The 19,444-nt window shown below is 61.8% G+C and carries 11 protein-coding genes and 1 tRNA gene; 4 read left to right on the forward strand and 8 right to left on the reverse strand.

Features of this window, described 5'->3' with window-relative positions:
- Window positions 1–47 precede the first annotated feature (47 nt).
- Both CAF79_RS01875 and CAF79_RS01880 read left to right on the forward strand, forming a co-directional pair.
- Window positions 48–2,453, forward strand: coding sequence for a glucose/quinate/shikimate family membrane-bound PQQ-dependent dehydrogenase (locus tag CAF79_RS01875; RefSeq protein ID WP_085696177.1), 2,406 nt, complete (start codon window positions 48–50; stop codon window positions 2,451–2,453).
- Window positions 2,454–2,537: 84 nt separating this feature from the next.
- Entirely contained in the window at window positions 2,538–3,836 is a 1,299-nt protein-coding gene (locus CAF79_RS01880) for a carbohydrate porin (protein WP_139832544.1), read from the forward strand.
- Window positions 3,837–3,986: 150 nt separating this feature from the next.
- Here the strand turns inward: CAF79_RS01880 and CAF79_RS01885 are convergent, their stop codons facing one another.
- A complete protein-coding gene (locus tag CAF79_RS01885; RefSeq protein WP_085696178.1) occupies window positions 3,987–6,173 on the reverse strand; it encodes an OsmC domain/YcaO domain-containing protein in 2,187 nt (728 codons plus the stop codon).
- A gap of 179 nt (window positions 6,174–6,352) precedes the next feature.
- Here CAF79_RS01885 and CAF79_RS01890 point away from each other — a divergent pair, with 179 nt between their 5' ends.
- Window positions 6,353–8,974: an EAL domain-containing protein gene (locus CAF79_RS01890; protein ID WP_085696179.1), complete on the forward strand. Its 2,622-nt coding sequence runs from the start codon at window positions 6,353–6,355 to the stop codon at window positions 8,972–8,974.
- Between the two features lie 99 nt (window positions 8,975–9,073).
- Entirely contained in the window at window positions 9,074–10,357 is a 1,284-nt protein-coding gene (locus CAF79_RS01895) for an OprD family porin (protein WP_256579216.1), read from the forward strand.
- A gap of 8 nt (window positions 10,358–10,365) precedes the next feature.
- Here the strand turns inward: CAF79_RS01895 and CAF79_RS01900 are convergent.
- The 7 genes from CAF79_RS01900 to fdnG form a co-directional block, all read right to left on the reverse strand.
- Window positions 10,366–10,461: transfer RNA gene (locus CAF79_RS01900), tRNA-Sec, on the reverse strand.
- A gap of 6 nt (window positions 10,462–10,467) precedes the next feature.
- Window positions 10,468–12,378 (reverse strand): selenocysteine-specific translation elongation factor, encoded by a 1,911-nt coding sequence (gene selB / locus CAF79_RS01905; RefSeq protein WP_085696181.1) that lies wholly within the window; start codon window positions 12,376–12,378, stop codon window positions 10,468–10,470.
- Entirely contained in the window at window positions 12,375–13,784 is a 1,410-nt protein-coding gene (gene selA, locus CAF79_RS01910) for an L-seryl-tRNA(Sec) selenium transferase (RefSeq protein WP_085696182.1), read from the reverse strand. Before selA ends, selB begins: the two co-directional genes overlap by 4 nt.
- 46 nt (window positions 13,785–13,830) lie before the next feature.
- Complete coding sequence (fdhE, locus tag CAF79_RS01915) at window positions 13,831–14,757, reverse strand: formate dehydrogenase accessory protein FdhE (protein ID WP_085696183.1); 927 nt, start codon at window positions 14,755–14,757, stop codon at window positions 13,831–13,833.
- Between the two features lie 3 nt (window positions 14,758–14,760).
- Window positions 14,761–15,414 (reverse strand): formate dehydrogenase subunit gamma, encoded by a 654-nt coding sequence (locus tag CAF79_RS01920; RefSeq protein WP_085696184.1) that lies wholly within the window; start codon window positions 15,412–15,414, stop codon window positions 14,761–14,763.
- On the reverse strand, window positions 15,411–16,346 hold the full coding sequence (fdxH, locus tag CAF79_RS01925) for a formate dehydrogenase subunit beta (protein WP_085696185.1): 936 nt from the start codon (window positions 16,344–16,346) through the stop codon (window positions 15,411–15,413). Before fdxH ends, CAF79_RS01920 begins: the two co-directional genes overlap by 4 nt.
- A gap of 14 nt (window positions 16,347–16,360) precedes the next feature.
- Window positions 16,361–19,426, reverse strand: coding sequence for a formate dehydrogenase-N subunit alpha (fdnG, locus tag CAF79_RS01930; RefSeq protein WP_139832545.1), 3,066 nt, complete (start codon window positions 19,424–19,426; stop codon window positions 16,361–16,363).
- Between the last annotated feature and the right edge of the window lie 18 nt (window positions 19,427–19,444).

A 19,444-nucleotide genomic window follows, 5' to 3' on the forward strand; every position in this document is an offset into this window, starting at 1 on the left:
GTTACCTAACTATATAATGCCCCCCTCATTTCAACGGGACATTCAACGTGAAGCAGAGTCAACGCCTCTCGGGCATATCAACATTCATTCTGGTCGGGCTGGGCGTGATCATCGCCCTGCTCGGCCTGGCACTGGCCGCTGGCGGTGTGAAATTGGTCAGCCTGGGAGGCTCTTGGTACTTCCTGGTCGGCGGTCTGGCGATGGCCGTTTCCGGTCTGCTGATCGCCCGCCGCAAGCCTGCCGGCGCCTGGCTGTTTGCGGCGTTCCTGCTGGGGACGGCGATCTGGGCAGTGATCGATGCAGGACTGGTGTTCTGGCCGGTGTTCTCGCGTCTGTTCATGTTCAGCGCCGTGGGCCTGGTGGTCGCGCTGGTCTACCCGATGCTCAAACGCGCGGATGGCGGCGTCGCGGGTCGCGGTGCTTACGGTGTTGCGGCGGTTCTGGCGGTTGGACTGGCGGTGGCCGCGGGCAACATGTTCGTTGCGCACCCGACCGTCGCCCCTACCGGTACTGGCCCGGGCCTGACGCCGGTGGAGCCGGAAAAGGCGCAGAAAGACTGGGCGCACTACGGTAATACCGAGGGCGGCAGTCGCTTCGCTGCGCTGGACCAGATCAATCGCAGCAACGTCGACAAATTGAAAGTCGCGTGGACCTACCACACCGGCGACATCGCCGAGAGCGACGGCAACGGGGCCGAAGACCAGCTGACCCCACTGCAGATCGGCAACAAAGTCTTCATCTGCACCCCGCACAACAACTTGATCGCGCTGGATGCCGACACCGGTAAAGAACTCTGGAAAAACGCGATCAACGCTCAGTCCAAAGTCTGGCAGCGTTGCCGTGGCATGGCCTACTTCGATGCCAGCGCAGCCGTCGCCAAACCGGCCGGTTCGCCTGTCACCGAGACCCCGGCCGCTCCTGCTGCCAACTGCACACGTCGTTTGCTGACCAACACCATCGACGCCCGCCTGATCGCAGTCGATGCCGACACCGGCGAGTTCTGCCAGGGTTTCGGCAACAACGGCCAGGTTGATCTGAAGGCCGGTCTGGGCGATGTGCCCGACAGCTACTATCAATTGTCATCCGCGCCGCTGATGGCCGGCACCACCGTGGTGGTTGGCGGTCGTGTGGCCGACAACGTGCAGACCGACATGCCGGGCGGCGTGATCCGTGGTTTCGACGTGATGACCGGTGCCATGCGCTGGGCGTTCGACCCGGGCAATCCGCAGGATAAAAAGGCACCGGCCGATGGCAAAACCTATGTTCGCAGCACGCCGAACAGCTGGGCGCCGATGTCCTATGACCCGGCAACCAACACAATCTTCCTGCCAATGGGCAGTTCGTCCACCGACATCTATGGGGTCGAGCGCAGCAAACTGGATCACACCTACGGCGCCTCGATCCTGGCGCTGGACGCCAACAGCGGCGAAGAAAAGTGGGTCTACCAGACCGTGCACAACGATCTCTGGGACTTCGACCTGCCGATGCAGCCAAGCCTGATCGACTTCACCAAGGACGGCAAAACCGTGCCCGCGGTGGTGATCGGCACCAAGGCCGGACAGATTTACGTGCTCGACCGTGCCACCGGCAAACCGCTGACCGACGTTAAAGAAGTACCGGTCAAGGCGTCGAACATTCCAAACGAACCCTACTCGCCAACCCAGCCGAAATCGGTAGGCATGCCGCAGATCGGTGCCCAGCACCTGACCGAGTCGGACATGTGGGGCGCAACCCCGTACGACCAGTTGCTGTGCCGGATCGATTTCAAGTCGATGCGCTACGACGGTCTGTACACCGCGCCAGGCACTGACAAATCCCTGAGCTTCCCGGGCTCGCTGGGCGGCATGAACTGGGGCAGCATCTCCACTGACCCGGTGCATGGCTTCATCTTCGTCAACGACATGCGCCTGGGGCTGTGGATTCAGATGATCCCGTCGCAGAACAAGGGCCAGGCAACTTCCGGTGGCGAAGCGCTGAACACCGGCATGGGCGCTGTGCCGCTGAAAGGTACGCCGTACGCGGTCAACAAGAACCGCTTCCTGTCGGTCGCCGGCATTCCTTGCCAAGCCCCGCCGTTCGGCACCCTGACCGCCATCGACATGAAAACCCAAAAAGTCGCCTGGCAAGTTCCGGTCGGTACCGTTGAAGACACCGGCCCGCTGGGCATCCGCATGCACCTGCCGATCAAGATCGGTCTGCCAACCCTCGGCGGCACCCTGTCGACCCAGGGCGGCCTGATCTTTATCGCCGGCACCCAGGACTTCTACCTGCGCGCGTACAACAGCGGCAACGGTGAAGAAATCTGGAAAGCCCGTCTGCCGGTCGGCAGCCAGGGCGGTCCGATGACGTATGTGTCGCCGAAAACCGGCAAGCAATACGTGGTCATCACTGCCGGTGGTGCTCGTCAGTCCACCGATCGCGGCGACTACGTCATGGCGTACGCCCTGCCGTAAACCGCAGCGCCCTCCTTTATTTCACTTGTGCGCGGCGCCTTCGGGTGCCGCGTCGTTTTATGTCCTTCGCTCTGGATTTGCGCAATGTCATTGGCTGTTCGCTTTTCTCACGCCGGCGTATTCACCGGCATGCTGTTCGGTCTCACCTGCGGCACTGCCCTGCCCGCTTTCGCCGATACCGATTCGAGCGTTTTTACCCGCAACACCCTGACCGGCGACTGGGGCGGACTGCGCCACCAGTTCGACGAAGACGGCATCAAGTTCACCGGCGACTACACCGGCGAAACCGCCTACAACGCCGACGGTGGCCTGCATCGCTCGGCGCGCTACTCGCAAAACATCAAGCTCGGCGCGCAGTTCGACCTGAGCAAACTGTACGGCGTCGAAAACGCCGGCAAGATCCAGCTGAGCATCAACGACCGACGCGGCAACAGTGCCTCCGAAGATCTGGTCGGCAACCGTCTGCCCATCCAGGAAAACTACGGTGGCCTCTACACGCGCCTGACCGAACTCAGTTACGAACGCAGCCTGTTTACCCCGGCGCTGAACGTCAAACTCGGCTACATGGCCATGGGCAACGACCTCGGCGGTCTCGACAGTGGCATTCTCTGCAACTTCATGAACGCCGGTTTCTGCGGCCATCCGCTAAACATGTCCGGTGGCAGCGGCTGGACCAACTACCCCAACGCCCACCTGGGTGTGCGGGTGAAATACGACCTCTCCCCGGCCTGGCAACTGCGCGTGGCCGCGTTCAATGTCGACCCGCAAAGCAATGGCAATTCCAGCCGTGCCTGGCACCTGGGCCCGAAACACACCACTGGCACCGTGGTGCCGATCGAACTGGTCTACAAGCAGGCGGGCAAACTGCCGGGCGAGTACAAGGTCGGTTATTACTACGACAGCTCCGACGTCAAACGCATCGGCAGTGAAAAGGAAGTGTCCGGACGCGGCGGCCATTACGTCCTGATCGACCAGGCCGTCTGGGCCTCGGACGCCTCCGAAGGCCGCAGCCTGCACGCTTTCGGCCAATACTCGGCGGCCAGCGAAGCCGCGTCGCCATTCAGCAAGTGGTACGGCACCGGGCTGGTTCTGTACAAACCGTTCGAAGGCCGCCCGCGTGACACCGTGGCCCTGGGCTATGGCCGCGCAGTGCCTAATCCGCGCAGCCGCGATGTGCAGCAGGACGCCGCAATCGCCAATGGCGCTGCGTTCCCCAATCTCGACAGTGCCGAGCAATTGATCGAACTCGGTTACGGCTATCAAGCCACTCCATGGCTGACGCTGCGCCCGAATGTGCAGTACATCATCGAGCCGGGCGCGTTTTCCGGGCAGGACATCGACAATGCACTGGTGTTTGGATTGCAGGTGAAAGCCGCGCTCTGATACCGACGTTTACCGACTACAAAAAAAGCACCCGGACAGACTGTGTGAAAACGCACTGAAGGCCAGTGCAACAAACGCCCCGACTTGGTTGGGGCGTTTGTTTTCGTGCGAGCAACAGACGAAAAAAGGCCGTTCAACCGATCAAAGTCATCAGTTGGCGCGCGCCGCGTGCAATTTCTTGTAGCTCTCGATCAGGCGCAGGTGCCGATCCAGCCCTTCCAGCTTCATGCTGGTCGGCGTCAGGCCGTAGAAGCGCACGCTGCCATTGACCGAGCCGATCGCCGCATCCATGCGCTCGTCGCCGAACATGCGGCGGAAGTTGGCTTCGTAGTCTTCCAGCTCCAGATCCTCGTCCAGCTCCATTTCCAGCACGACGTTGACCGCTTGATAGAACAAGCCGCGCTCGACGGTGTTGTCGTTGTATTGCAGGAAGGCTTCGACCAGATCCTTGGCCTGCTCGTACTTCTGCAAGGCGAGGTAGATCAGCAGGCGCAGTTCGAGAATGGTCAACTTGCCCCATGGCGTGTTGTCGTCGAACTCGATGCCGATCAGCGTGGTGATGTCGGTGTAATCGTCCAGCTCGCTGTGTTCCAGGCCTTTGACGAGGTTGCGCAGGCCGACCTTGCTCAGGTTGTGCAGGTTGAGGATGTCGGCGCGGAATTGCAGCGCTTTGTTGGTGTTGTCCCAGATCAGGTCCTCTATCGGATAGATCTCCGAATAGTCCGGCACCAGAATGCGGCAAGCCTTGGCGCCGATGTGCTCGTAGACCGCCATGTAGACTTCCTTGCCCATGTCTTCAAGGATGCCGAACAGCGTCGCGGCCTCTTCGGCGTTGGAGTTTTCGCCATTGCCGGAGAAGTCCCACTCGACGAATTCGAAATCGGCCTTGGCGCTGAAGAAACGCCACGACACCACGCCGCTGGAATCGATGAAGTGCTCGACGAAGTTGTTCGGTTCGGTCACGGCCTGGCCCGAGAAGGTCGGCTGCGGCAGATCGTTGAGGCCTTCAAAGCTGCGGCCCTGCAGCAATTCGGTGAGGCTGCGTTCCAGCGCCACTTCGAAGCTCGGGTGAGCGCCGAACGAGGCGAACACGCCGCCGGTGCGCGGGTTCATCAGCGTCACGCACATCACCGGGAATTCACCACCCAGCGACGCGTCCTTGACCAGCACCGGGAAGCCCTGCTCTTCCAGCGCCTTGATCCCGGCGAGGATGCCCGGGTATTTCGCCAGTACCTCTTGCGGTACATCCGGCAGGGCCATTTCCCCTTCGAGGATTTCGCGCTTGACCGCTCGCTCGAAGATTTCCGACAGGCACTGCACCTGCGCTTCGGCCAGGGTGTTGCCGGCGCTCATGCCGTTGCTGAGAAACAGGTTTTCGATCAGGTTGGACGGGAAATACACGACCTCGTTGTCCGACTGGCGCACGAACGGCAGCGAGCAAATACCACGCTGGGTATTGCCGGAATTGGTGTCGTACAGGTGCGAGCCGCGCAGTTCGCCGTCGCGGTTGTAAATACCCAGGCAGTACTGGTCGAGAATTTCTGCAGGCAACTCGTCTTTCGCGCCAGGCTTGAACCAGCGCTCGTCCGGGTAATGCACGAACTCGGCATTGGCGATCTCTTCGCCCCAGAACTGATCGTTGTAGAAGAAGTTGCAATTCAGCCGCTCGATGAACTCGCCCAGCGCCGAGGCCAGCGCGCCCTCTTTGGTCGCGCCCTTGCCGTTGGTGAAGCACATCGGCGACTGCGCATCGCGGATGTGCAGCGACCAGACGTTGGGCACGATGTTGCGCCACGAAGCGATTTCGATCTTCATGCCCAGGTCGGCCAGAATCCCCGACATATTGGCGATGGTTTGCTCCAGCGGCAGGTCCTTGCCGGCAATGCGGGTGCCCGCGCCGGACGTTGCAACCGGCATCAACAAGGCCTGGGCATCGGCGTCGAGGTTCTCGACTTCCTCGATCACAAACTCTGGCCCGGCCTGCACAACCTTTTTAACCGTGCAACGGTCGATCGAGCGCAGGATGCCCTGGCGATCCTTCTCGGAGATGTCCGCCGGCAGCTCGACCTGGATCTTGAAGATCTGGTTGTAGCGGTTTTCCGGATCGACAATGTTGTTCTGCGACAGACGAATGTTTTCGGTCGGGATATTGCGGGTGCTGCAGTACAACTTTACGAAGTAAGCCGCGCACAAGGCCGACGACGCCAGGAAATAGTCGAACGGACCCGGTGCAGAGCCATCGCCCTTGTAACGGATCGGTTGATCGGCCACCACCGTGAAGTCATCGAACTTGGCTTCGAGTCGGAGGTTGTCGAGAAAATTGACCTTGATTTCCATGCGGGTTACCAGAATAGCGAGCTAAACAAATTGGCCGCCATTATCCGGTTTTTGAGCGTGAAGTCTTGTGCTTTCGGGTCAAGGACGTCCGAGCGGTCAGACACGACTGGCACAACTTCTGAACATCCCCAGGCTGAAGATGTTCTAGATTGAACAGACACCGGATCAAGGACGAGCAGATGGATATCTCCAGCCATTCGACGCCACTCCCCAACCTTCAGGGCCCTGTCACCCGGCGTCTGGCTGTGGCGGTGGGTGCTCTGTTCATTGCCGGGGTGATGGCGGCAACTGCCGCGTTGCTCGGTATTGCCACTCATCTGGATGAGGAGGACGTCGACGACGTGCGGTTCTATTCGGCGCGAGCGCTGGAAAACCGGATCACCGCATCGAAGAACTACATCAGCAGTTACGCCTACTGGACGACAGCGTATGAACGTTTGGGCGGCACAGTCGACACGAATTGGGCGTACACCGAGCAGAACATGGGCAAGACCCTGTTTACCAACGACGGCTATGACGGTCTGTTCGTGCTGGATCGGGACCGCACCAAATACACCGTCGTTCGCGGGCAATTGCTCGATGCGCAAATGCGCCAGTTTCTTGAGGTTCCGGCGCTCAGCCTGGTGGAACAAGTGCAGAACCAGCCGGACCTGACCAGGCCTGTCAGTACTTATTCATTGTTCGAAGGCTGGCCGGCGCTGGTCACCGCTGCGGCGATCCTTCCCAACGATGAGCGTCCGGTGGGCGATCCACAAAAAACCTCCGTGCTGGTCTTCGTCGACAAGCTGACGCCCACCAAGTTGCGCAAGATCGGCAGCGGGTACGGGCTGAACAATCTGAAGCTGGCACCGGATGGCACCATCGACCCCGGCCAGCCCCGCGTCCCGCTGGACAGTACCGGCTACAGCCTCGTTGCTGATCTGGAGCGACCGGGCCAGCATCTGCTGTGGTCGTTGTTGCCAACCCTCGGCCCCGCTTTGATCGTTTTGATGGCCCTGACCGCGTGGTTCTTTCGCCATGCGTTGCGTTCCTCGCGCTACGTCGACGACAGTTTTGAAGCGATGCAGGCCTCGAATCAGGCACTGCTGGCGTCCAACCGCGCCCTTGAAGCCAGCGAGGAGCGCTTCCGGGCAGTGGCCGAAGCGGCTTCCGACTGGATCTGGGAAGTGGATGAAGCGTTGGCCATCACCTATCTGTCGGCCCGGTTCAGTGCAGTCACCGGCTATGAGCAGGCACAGTGGATCGGCAAACACATCGGGCACTTGCTGGTCTGCGACACCACGCCACTGGATCTGTGGCTTAAAAAACTCGATGACGGGAGCAACGCCAGCGACCTGCGCTGCACCTACCGTGACCGCAAGGAACAACAGCGCCACTGCCGCCTCTCGGCCAGGCCCATCGTGGAGGGTGCGGCAGTCGTCGGTTATCGCGGCACGGCCAGCGACATCACCGATGAAGTCGCCGCCCATGCGCAGATCCAGCACTTGTCCCTGCATGACGCGCTGACGGGCCTGCCCAACCGCAACAAGCTATCGCGCTATCTGGACGACGCCCTGTTACTCAAGGAGCACGCCCCGCCTTTGTCGCTGCTGATGATTGACCTGGATAACTTCAAGCCGATCAACGATTCGCTCGGGCATCCGGCAGGCGATGCTGTGTTGCAAGAAGTCGCCAGCCGCTTGCGCGAATGCACGCGCGACCACGATATCGTCGCCCGTCTGGGCGGTGACGAGTTCGTCGTGGTGCTCTGCGGCATGGACACGCATCAGGAGATCGACAAATTCTGCACACGCCTGATCGGCAGCCTGCATCAGCCCATCCTCTTCGAACAGCAACCGTTGCACATCGGCGCCAGTGTCGGAATCGCCCTGAGCCGGCGTCACGGGTACGTTGCCAGCGAGCTGATCCGTTGCGCGGACATTGCGCTGTACCAGGCCAAATCCGAAGGCAAGAACACTTGGTGCTATTTCGAAGCGCACATGAGCGATCAGATCCAGACCCGCCGGCAGATGGAGGATGAACTGCGCCGCGCCCTGACGAACAATCAGTTTGTGCTGCACTACCAGCCCCGATACACGGTCGATGGCAAGAAAATCGTCTCGGTCGAGGCATTGGTGCGCTGGCAGCACCCTGTCAAAGGGTTGCTAGGGCCGGATGTCTTCATTCCGCTGGCCGAACAGACCGACCTGATTGTCCCCTTGGGCCGCTGGGTCCTGCGTGAAGCGTGTGAAACGGCACTGACCTGGCCGGCGGACATTCTGCTGTCGGTCAACCTGTCACCCGCGCAGTTTGCGATCAGCGATGTGGTCGAAGATGTACGCGAAGTGCTGGTCGGCACTCGCTTCCCGGCCAGCCGACTGGAACTGGAAATCACCGAGAACGTCATGCTCAACGACACCGACGGCGCGTTGACCACCATGAACGCACTCAAGGAACTGGGCGTGCGCCTGAACATGGATGACTTCGGCACCGGTTATTCATCCCTTGGCTATCTGCGCGCCTACCCGTTCGACGGCATCAAGATCGACAAACGTTTCATTGCTTCCATCAGCACCGGCGCCAATGATCGGGCGGTGGTCCAGGCCATCATTGGCCTGGGCAAGGCGATGGGGCTGACCGTGACTGCCGAAGGCGTTGAAACCGAGGAACAACTGGACATCCTGGGCAAGGATCAATGCAACGAAGTGCAGGGTTATTTCATGAGTCGCCCGATCGACAAGGCGGCCTTCGCCAGTCTTCTGCAGGCATCAAGAGCCACCCCTGTCGAGCCTGCCAGACAGCGAAAAGGCCGGGTGAACTGAGGACGCTGACTCAGCACATCCGCTCAATCGCAGCACGACGGTTTGCTTCAGTATCCGGCGACTTCCCTCACGGCCGGTCACTGACACATGAAAGCTTTCATGCAACCGCGTTTTGCCCTGGCACTCTTGTATTGCGCAATGGCCGACTCGGCATTTGCCAGCGGATTTCTCGACGACGCCAAGGCCGAAGTGCTCAGCCGCAACTTCTACCTGAGCAACGACTACCGCTCGCCCTCACCCACCGGAAAAAACTACAAACAGGAATGGGCTCAGGGGTTTATCGGCACTTTTGCATCCGGTTTCACGGACGGAACCGTCGGATTTGGCCTCGATGCCCACGCTTTTTACGGACTGAAACTCGATGGCGGTAAAGGGCACTCCGGCACGGGGCTGTTGCCGGTGGACAGTGACGGCCGTAGCGCAAGCGACTATTCCAGTGCCGGCGGTGCGCTGAAGCTCAAGGCCTCGAAGACTACCCTCGCCTTCGGTGAAATGACCGTGGAAACGCCGGTGTTCGACACCTCGGACAAACGGCTGCAACCGGAATACGCCACGGGGTTTCTGCTCGACAGCCATGAGATCGAAAACGCGCGCCTTGTCGCCGGGCGCTTCACGGCATTCAAGAACCAGGACAGCTCTTCCGGCAAAGGCGATTTTCAGGGCTACGGTGCCAGCACCCGAGGCGAAAGCATCAGTTTCGTCGGCACCGACCTGTTCAGCGACAGCCCGGTGGGTGGCGCGCTGTATGCGTCCGATCTGAGCGACACCTGGCGCCAGTACTACGCCAACCTGCATTTCAAACAGTCCGGTCTGTTGCTCGACGCCAACGTCTACCACACCCGCGATACCGGTCAGGCGCTGGCCGGCGATATCGACAACACCGCGTTCAGTTTCTCGGGCAAATACACCTTTGGCGCCCATGCGGTGATGCTCGGCTGGCAACGCATCAATGGCGACACGCCGTTCGATTTCGTCGGTGGCGACTCGATCTACCTGGCCAACTCGATCAAATACGCCGACTTCAACGGTGCCCACGAACGCTCCTGGCAAGCGCGTTACGACCTCGATCTCGGCGCCTTCGGCATTCCGGGGCTGAACTTCATGACCCGTTATGTTTCCGGCAGCCACATCGACGGCACCCACGCACCCAAGGGCGGCGCTTATAACCCGTTCGACGCGGACAGCGGGCAATACCAGCCACAGCAAGGGGACGGCGGCAAACACTGGGAGCGCGATATCGATCTGCGCTACATCGTCCAGTCCGGCGCGGCCAAGGATTTGTCAGTGCAGCTGTCCCACGTTTCACACCGGGCCAACAGCGCCCAGGCGGGTGATGACATTGACCGGATCTACGTGGTGATCCAGTACCCGCTGGGTTTTTGAAGGGAAAATGGCGGAAGGCAGCCGGAGTCGAACCTGCCCGGGAACGGATGCCGTCCCCAACCGGGTTTGAAGCCCGGCCGCGCCACCGGGCGCGATTGCCTTCCTTGAACTCAGCTGGCGCCAGAGTTGGCCAGCGCACTGTCGAAGCGGATCTGCCGGCCTTCGCCGACGCGCCGGGTCAGGCCCAGCCGATCGAAGTATTCAAGGATCTGAATACTGCGTTTGCGTCCCAAGCCTAGCGCATCACGGAATGCCGTGACTTCGATTTGCGGATTTTCTTCAGCCAGGCGCAGCAACACCGCCGCCATTTGCCGCAACGTGATGTCGGTGACAAACAGGTCGCGCACCACTTGATGCGTCACGCCAAGGCGCGCCAGTTTGCGCAGCAGCAAACGCACAGTCGCATCTTCCTGGTCGACGACTTTTGCCATGTCGCGTACCCACGACGGATCGAAACCGTTCTGTTCGAACAATGGCTGAAGCGCCTGCCACAGGGTTTCGTCGTCGGCACTCAGGCGTACCTGGTGGTCGGGCAAATGCAGCCACGGGCCGCTGGCGACCAGTGAACCGGCGCCGAGCAGTTCTTCCAGCAGGCTGATGAACGTTGCACGTTCGACACTCAAACCGCTGAAGCGTCGCAGACGGTCGCGATCCGGCCCCATTTGATCAGGCTCCAGCTCATGAAAGCGTGCCAGTTGCTCCAGCAAGGTGAACTTGAGCATGCCCCAGCGCTGCGCATTGAACAGCATCGGCCCTTGCCGGGTTTCGATCAGGCGGACGTTATCCGGCAATGACCAACGCTCACGCGGACGATTGAACTGACGCTCCAGGCGCTGCGGATCAAGGCCGCTTTCGCTGTATTCCAGCAACGTCGGCAAGGCCTGTTCCAGCTCGGAGTTGATCGCCAGTGCGCGCAGTTGCGCCAGCCGTTCCGGGCTGCGCCGTTGACGGGCTGGCGCGAAGGGATCGAGCACGCGTCCACCGCCGAGCGTTCGCTGGGCACTGGCGTCACGCAGGATCAGCGGGTCACCGTGGACGCCGTGCACCGGGACGTTCGTCAGCAGTTGCGCAAACATGCGCTCGCCGGGCGCCAGGCTCGAGCCTTCCAGCAAGGCGACCCGGGCGATCACGTCCTGCGTGCCCAGATGCAGGTGCACTGGCTGGAAATGCTGGAAAACCCGTTCGCCCGGCAACAACCGGAATTCGATGTCCAGCCGCTGGGTCGGTGCGTGCAGCCATTCGGCGAGCAACCATTGGCCGCGATGAATCTGCCCAAGTTCCAGACGATCCGCGCTGATGTTCAGGGCTACGCGCTGGCCGGCGAATGCCTGCTCGGCAGCCTGATTCTGCGCGTGCAGTCCCCTGACCCGCACGGTTTTGCCCGCCGGGCCGAGGCTCAGTTTGTCACCCACGGTGACCGCGCCTGAAAGCGCCGTCCCCGTCACCACGATGCCGGCGCCGGCGACACTGAACGCCCGGTCGATCGCCAGACGAAATCCACCGTCGCGACTGCGTTCTTCGCTTTCTATCTGCAGCAACGCCTGGCGCAACGCGTCGACACCCTCGCCCGTCACGCTGGAAACCGTCAACAGCGGCGCCCTGGCATAGGGGCCAGACGCCAGAAGGCTTCCAACCTGTCGGCGGACTTCTTCCACCCTGCCCGCCTCGACCCGATCGCACTTGGTGATCGCCACCAGCGCCCGGGGGATGCCCAGCAGCTCGACAATCGCCAGATGCTCGCGGGTCTGCGGCATCACTCCGTCATCCGCCGCCACCACCAGCAACACCAGATCGATGCCTTGCGCGCCAGCGAGCATGTTGTGGGTGAATTTCTCGTGACCTGGTACGTCGATGAAACCTGTCAGCCCGGCGCCCGGCGCCAGTTCTGCGTACAGATAACCGAGGTCAATGGTCATGCCGCGTTCGCGTTCCTGCGGGCGGCGGTCGCCGGTTTGCCCCGTGAGCGCTTGCAGCAATGACGTCTTGCCGTGGTCGATGTGCCCTGCCGTGCCGATGATCACGTTTGCAATTGCCCGAGTTGCGCCTGCCACGCCGGTTCATCGTCGAGTTGCCGCAGATCCAGCCACAACGCGTCGTCATCGATGCGCCCGAGCACCGGGATCGGCAACGCGCGCAACCCGGCTTCCAGGTTCAGCAGGCTACGTCCGCGCAGGCGTTTCGATACCTGCGGGCGCAGGCACAGCGCCGCGCTCGGCAGGCGCGCCACCGGTTGGCTGCCGCTGCCGATCATGCCCAGCGCAAGTTCTGCGGTGACGGTCCAGCCCTCGCCCAACAATTCGGACATGGCCGGTTGCAGGCGTTCGGCCTGGGCCAGAATCTCGGCTTGCGGCCGGGTCAGCAGGCGCAGGCTCGGTAAACGTTCGGCCAGACGATCCGGGTCGCGATAGAGACCGAGCACCGCTTCCAGTGCGGCCAGGGTCAGTTTGTCGACCCGCAACGCGCGTTTCAGCGGATTCTTCTTGATCTTCGCGATCAACTCCTTGCGCCCGACGATCACCCCCGCCTGCGGGCCGCCGAGCAATTTGTCACCGCTGAAGGTGACGATGTCGGCGCCATCGAGCAGCGCCTGGCGCACCGTCGGTTCCGCCGGCAGGCCCCAGCGAGTCAGATCCAGCAGACTGCCGCTGCCAAGATCTTCCAGCAGCGGCAGATCATGCCGATGGGCCAACGCAGCCAGTTCGGCGGTCGGGACCCGGGCGGTGAAGCCTTCGATGCTGTAGTTGCTCGCGTGCACGCGCATGATCAGGCCGCTGCGTGGGCTGATGGCGGCTTCGTAGTCGCGGGCATGGGTGCGGTTGGTGGTGCCGACTTCGTGCAGACGCACGCCGGCGCGGCTCATGATGTCGGGGATGCGGAACGCGCCGCCGATTTCGATCAGCTCGCCCCTGGAAATGATGCCTTCCTTGCGCGCGCCGAGGCTGTTGAGGATCAGCAGTACGGCGGCGGCATTGTTGTTGACCACGGTCACGGCTTCGGCGCCGGTCAGTTCGCGGATCAGACCTTCGATCAGGTCATCGCGGTCGCCGCGCTTGCCGCTGGCCAGGTCGAACTCCAGATTCAACGGATAGCGCGCCGCGAGTTGCACCGCGTCAATGGCTTCTTCGGGCAACAAGGCGCGCCCGAGGTTGGTGTGAAGCACGGTGCCGGTCAGGTTGAACACCCGGCGCACCTGGCTGCGCTGCTTCAACGCCAGACGCTCGGCCACCCTTCCGGCCAGGGCTTCGGGGCTGATTTCAACGGCGGTCAATTGCCCCGCCAGCACGGCTTCGCGCAAGTCATCCAACAACTGGCGAAACCCCGTCAACAGCGCCTCGCGCCCGTAACGCTCGGCCAATGGCTGACACGCGGGATGGCGCAACAGGCTGTCGATGGAAGGTAAACGCAAGGCAAAGACACTGACGGACATCAGGCACTCCGGAAAAAACCGATGCGCCTGAGTGTAGACCCTTGCGTCATTCGTCTCCTGGTGCCAGCAGCAGATTCGGCGCCAGCCGCTGATAACCGTCCTGAGCCAGGCGCATGTCGAGCAGCAGACTGCCCAGATCTGCCGACAGCGCCTCGCCCTCCCCGTCGTTTTCCAGATACAGCAGCTTCAGATAGCTGTTGCAGCCCGGACAGACTTCGGCGCGCAACGGCGCCTGATTGGCGGCGTGGCGGTCATCCTCAAGACTCAGGTATTCAAGCCCTTTGCTCTGTTCGCAATACACGCACTTGACCCGCACCACATGCCATTCGCAGGCACACAGCGAACACACCAGATAACGCAGGCCGTTGTGCTTGCCGCGATGGCGGATCACCCCGGCCATGGCCGGCGAACCACAGGCCGGGCACTGGCTGAGGCTGTCGCCGGGTGTCAGTTGCAGATTCGCTGCGCTGAGCAGCCAATGACTCCACGCCGCTTGCAGCGCCGCGCCGAGAAACGGCACCAGCGCCGCGGGCACCAGCGAATATTGGCCGCTGACCAGCGCCACGGCCCAGGCGCGCAACTGGCCGGGGCTGGCAAGGCGCAGCGTGGTCACGGCCTCGACCACAGCAGGTTGCTCGGGGGCGACATAACGCTGCAGCAAAGCTTCGAGATAAAGCTGCCAGGTGTCCTCGCGAATCAATGTGTCGGCGGCGAACGGCGGCATGCCGTGTTGCCGGCAGACTTCCAGCCGCTGTTCATCAAGCGACGCGGTCGAGGGCGGATCATCGAGGATCTGCTGCTGGACTTGGCACAGCCCGGCAATCAACTGCAGGTAGTCGGCCAGCGGATGACCTTCGGCCAAACGTTCAAGACGCTGGGCCCGCAACATGAACAGGTTGTGCGGTGGCAAGTGCAGAAACGGCGGCGAACTGGCGGCCGCTTCGATTTCTCCGGGTTCAAGGATGGTTGGCAACTGTCAGCCCTTTTTCGTGACCGGTCGCTCTGGCGGATCCTGGCTTTCCACCTCGCGATACCAGAGTGCATGGTGTTTCCTGGCCCAGGCGCGACTGACCCAGCCGTGCGTCATCGCGTCCACCGAACCCTTGATCCAGATCCCGGCGTAGATGTGCACGATGATGCTCAGGATCAGCACAAACCCCGCCAGTGCGTGCAGCAACATCGCCCAGCGAATTGTGGTGATGCCGAAGTAATGACTGAAATAAGCGCGCCAGATCACCAGTCCCGTGAACAGCAATGCGAGCATGCACAGCAGTAAAGTCCAGAACAGCAGTTTTTGCCCGGCGTTGTACTTGCCCACCGGCGGCACGGTTTCTTCGTCGTTGACCATTACCCGGTCAATTCGCCGCAGCCACTTCCAGTCGTTGTCGATGAAGAAGTTCGAGCGCCAGAAGCGAAACACCAGGCCGAGGAAAAACACGAACATCAGCACGCCCATGAACGGATGCAGGATCCGCGTCCATGGCCCGCCTCCGAACAGGTGGGTCAGCCAGAACATCGACGGATGAAACAACGCCAGCCCCGACAGCCCGGCCATGAAGAACAGAATCGCCACCAGCCAGTGATTGGTGCGCTGATTGGCGGTGTAGCGCAGGATCGTCTTGTTGCTCATGGCCGGCCCTCCCCGCGTGGGTCGAAGGTGTGCACTGCCGGATCGACGACGTGCACCGAGGTGTCGGGCGGATCGGGATGTTCATCTTCTTCGACCCGGTTCGGGCCGATCCGCACGTAATGGAAGAACCCGGCCAACACCGCGGCGCCCATGGCCAAAAGGCCCAGCGGTTTGCTGATGCCTTTCCACAAGCCCACCAGCGGACTGATCTCGGGGTTGTCCGGCAGGCCGGCGTAGATTTTCGGCGTGTCGGCGTGGTGCAACACGTACATGACGTGGGTGCCGCCGACGCCTTCCGGGTCATACAGGCCGGCATTGTCGAAGCCACGGCTTTTCAGGTCGACGATGCGCTCGGCGGCGTGGGTCTTCATGTCGTCCTTGGTGCCGAACACGATGGCACCGGTCGGGCAGGTTTTCACACAGGCCGGCTCAAGCCCCACCGCCACCCGGTCCGAACACAGCGTGCATTTGTAGGCCTTGTGATCTTTCTGCGAAATGCGCGGGATGTTGAACGGGCAACCGGTGATGCAATAACCGCAGCCGATGCAGTGGTCCTGGTCGAAATCGACGATGCCGTTGGCGTGCTTGATGATCGCGCCGGGGCTGGGGCACGCCGCCAGGCAACCGGGCTCGGCGCAGTGCATGCAGCCGTCCTTGCGGATCAGCCATTCGAGATTGCCGGCGTCGGTTTCGTGCTCGGTGAAGCGCATCAGCGTCCATGAATCGGCGCTCAGGTCCTGCGGGTTGTCGTAGGTGCCGTGGTTGTGGCCGACCTCGTCGCGCAACTCGTTCCATTCCGAGCACGCGACCTGACAAGCCTTGCAACCGATGCATTTGGTGGTGTCGATCAGTTTGGCCACCTGTTCCTGGTCGCGTATCGACGGCGCCGGTGTGGTGGTGGCCGAGCGGGCAATGATGTCTTGGCTGGCCATCTAAAGATTCTCCATCAGAGCTTCTCCACGTTGACCAGGAATGACTTGGATTCCGGGGTCTGTGTATTGCCATCGCCGAGGAACGGCACCAGGGTGTTGGTCAGGTAACCGTGACGCGTCAGGCCGGTGAAGCCCCAGTGCAGCGGAATGCCGATCTGGTGCACCACCTGGTTGTTGACCTGCAACGGCCGGATCCTTTTGGTCACCACCGCTACCGCTTCAATGAACCCGCGCTTGCAGGTGACCCGCACCCGGTCGCCGGCAGCGATGCCTTTCTCCTTGGCCAGCACTTCGCCGATTTCCACGAACTGCTCGGGTTGGGCAATCGCGTTCAACTTGCAGTGCTTGCTCCAGAAGTGGAAATGCTCGGTCAGCCGGTAGCTGGTGGCGGCGTACGGGTAATCCTTGGCGACGCCAAGGCTGTCCCACACCGAATCGAAAATCCGTGCCGCAGGGTTGCTGATGGCTTTCTTGTTTTCCGGGTGCAGCGGGTTGATGCCGATCGGGGTTTCGAACGGCTCGTAGTGCTCGGGGAATGGCCCTTCGTTCATCTTGTCGACGGCGAAGAACCGCGCCACGCCTTCGGGGTTCATGATGAACGGGTTCATCCCGGCCTCCGGCGGCACGTCGGCCTTGTAATCCGGCACGTCGGTGCCGCCCCAGGCCTTGCCGTTCCACCACACCAGGCGTTTTTTCGGATCCCACGGTTTGCCGGCGACGTCCGCAGAAGCGCGGTTGTACAGAATCCGCCGGTTGGCCGGCCAGGCCCACGCCCAACCCTGATGCTGATGCATGCCGTAAGGGTCGTTATTGTCACGGCGGGCCATCTGATTGCCGGCTTCGGTCCAGCTCCCGCAGAAGATCCAGCAGCCGGACGCGGTGCTGCCGTCATCCTTGAGCTGGGCGAACCCGGCCAGTTGCGAATTGCCCTTGATCGTCGCGCCGGTGGCGTCGGTGAAATCCGTGGTGGCGTAGCCGTTGATCTCTTTGGCGATCTCTTCCGGCGAGGGTTCTTCGGCGATCTTGTACGGCCACGACAGCTTCAACAGCGGATCGGCGAATTTGCCGCCCTGGGCCTGATAACGCTCACGCAGGCGCAGGAACAGCGCACTCATGATCTGCACGTCAGTGCGCGCCTCGCCGGGGCCGTCGGCACCTTTCCAGTGCCATTGCAGCCAGCGGCTGCTGTTGACCAGCGAACCGTCCTCTTCAGCAAAACAGGTGGTCGGCAGACGGATCACTTCGGTCTGGATGTCGGCGCTCTTCACATCATTGAACGGCCCGACGTGTTCCCAGAACTGCGAGGTTTCGGTGGCCAGCGGGTCCATGACCACCAGCCATTTCAGCTTGGCCAATGCGGCCATCACCCGGTTCTTGTCCGGCAACGCGGCAATCGGGTTGAAGCCCTGACACATGTAGCCGTTGACCTTGCCCTGCCCCATCAGGTCGAACACCTTGAGGATGTCGTAGTTGGGGATGTCGAGTTTCGGCAGGTAGTGGTAGGCCCACTGATTCTCGGCGGTGGCATTGGCGCCGTACCAGGCTTTCATCAGGCTGACGTGGAACTTGCTGTAGTTCTGCCAGTAGGACAATTGCCCCGGCCGCAGCGGTACTTGCGTGCGTTTCTTGACGTAGGCGTTGTAGTCCTGCTCCATGTCGGTGGGCAGGGTCAGGTAACCCGGCAGCGCGTTGGACAGCAGGCCGAGGTCGGTCAGGCCCTGAATGTTCGAGTGCCCGCGCAACGCGTTGACCCCGCCGCCGGGCATGCCGACGTTGCCCAGCAACAGTTGCACCATTGCTGCGCTGCGGATGATCTGCGAGCCGATCGAGTGCTGGGTCCAGCCCAACGCATAGAGGATGGTCATGGTCTTGCCCGGTTGCGAGCAAGTGGCGATTTCCTCCCAGATCTTTTTCATCGCGTCGACCGGCATGCCACAGATCTGGCTCGCGAGGTCGATGTTGTAGCGGCTGTAATGCTGCTTCATCAATTGATAGACGCAGCGCGGGTCCTGCAGGGTCGGGTCGACTTTGACGAAGCCGTCGTCACCCAGTTCGTAACCCCAGGTGGATTTGTCGGTGTAGCTGCGTTTGGCTGCGTCGTAACCGGTGAACAGTCCGTCCTCGAAGCCGAACCCGGTTTTGACGATGAACGACACGTCGGTGTAGTTGCGCACGTATTCGTGCTGGATCTTGTCCTCGGTCAGCAGGTAATTGATCAGCCCGCCCATGAACGCGATGTCGCTGCCGGTGCGAATCGGCGCGTAGTAATCGGCCACGGACGCGGTCCGGGTAAACCTCGGATCGACCACAATCAGCCGCGCGGCGTTGTGCGCCTTGGCTTCGGTCACCCATTTGAAGCCGCAAGGATGGGCTTCTGCTGCGTTGCCGCCCATCACCAGGATCAGATTCGCGTTGGCGATATCGGTCCAGGTGTTGGTCATGGCTCCACGGCCGTACGTCGGGGCAAGACTTGCCACCGTCGGGCCGTGTCAGACACGCGCCTGGTTATCGAACCCCAGCATGCCGAGACTGCGAATCACCTTGTGGGTGATGTAGCCCGCTTCGTTGGACGCCGCCGACGCCGCGAGGAAACCGGTAGTCAGCCAGCGATTCACCGTCTGCCCCTGGGCGTTCTGCTCGACGAAATTGGCGTCACGGTCGGCCTTCATCAGGTCGGCGACGCGGTCGAGGGCTTCGTCCCAGGTGATCCGGGTCCATTCGCTGCTGCCGGGCTTGCGCACCTGCGGGTACTGCAGGCGGCCGGGGCTGTGAATGAAGTCCAGAAGGCCCGCGCCTTTCGGGCACAGGGTGCCCCGATTGACCGGGTGGTCGGCGTCGCCCTCGATATGGATGATGTTTTGCGCAACGTTCTTCGCGGCATCGCCCTGGCTGTACATGATCAACCCGCAACCGACCGAGCAATACGGGCAGGTGTTGCGGGTTTCATGGGTGTGGGCAAGCTTGAAGTGGCGCACCTGCTCGGCGAAGGCCAGCGTCGGGGCCATGCCCAACGCGCCCAGGCTAGAGCCTGCAAGGCCGATACCGGCGACCTTGAAGAACTGACGACGGCTGAGATCCATCGTGCACTCCTGATCAGG

Origin of the sequence: Pseudomonas sp. B26(2017), from assembly GCF_002113045.1 — a bacterium.
GTDB lineage: Bacteria > Pseudomonadota > Gammaproteobacteria > Pseudomonadales > Pseudomonadaceae > Aquipseudomonas.